This window comes from Psychrobacter sp. 16-MNA-CIBAN-0192 (assembly GCF_040309565.1).
In the GTDB taxonomy this organism is placed as follows: Bacteria; Pseudomonadota; Gammaproteobacteria; order Pseudomonadales; family Moraxellaceae; genus Psychrobacter.
Genome location: NZ_JBEOOX010000077.1, coordinates 1 through 346 on the forward strand (window position 1 = coordinate 1; position 346 = coordinate 346).

The following is a 346-nucleotide window of genomic DNA, read 5'->3' on the forward strand; positions in this document are numbered from 1 at the left end:
TCAGTAGTGTCTTCAATGGTATCGATGCTTTGCTTGATAACACTGCGATTAAACTCTTTAAACAACGGATAAGAATAAACTTTTTCCTTATTCTTTATTGTGTAAAGCCCAAGCTCTTCCTTTAGTTCTTCAACAGTAATTTCAAAAAAACGGTCTTTCTTCTGACTTATTTTCTGCCTTATAAGTTGATATATGTTACTGGCATTTGTGTCTCTGAGTCGTGCGCTAGAGATAAGCACTTGAGTAGTGAAATTACCCTCTATCATGCAAATATACGGCTCCATTTGACGACTAAAGCTAATATCTACGTAACCGTCACCGTCCTCATAGTCACAGTATTCAGTGA

At 36.7% G+C, this 346-nt stretch carries 1 protein-coding gene; it reads right to left on the reverse strand.

The features are described 5' to 3' along the window. Positions 1–284, reverse strand: a 284-nt coding sequence (locus tag AAEY78_RS12425; protein ID WP_352339647.1) for a replication initiation protein, incomplete at its 3' end; no start/stop codon positions are given. Between the last annotated feature and the right edge of the window lie 62 nt (positions 285–346).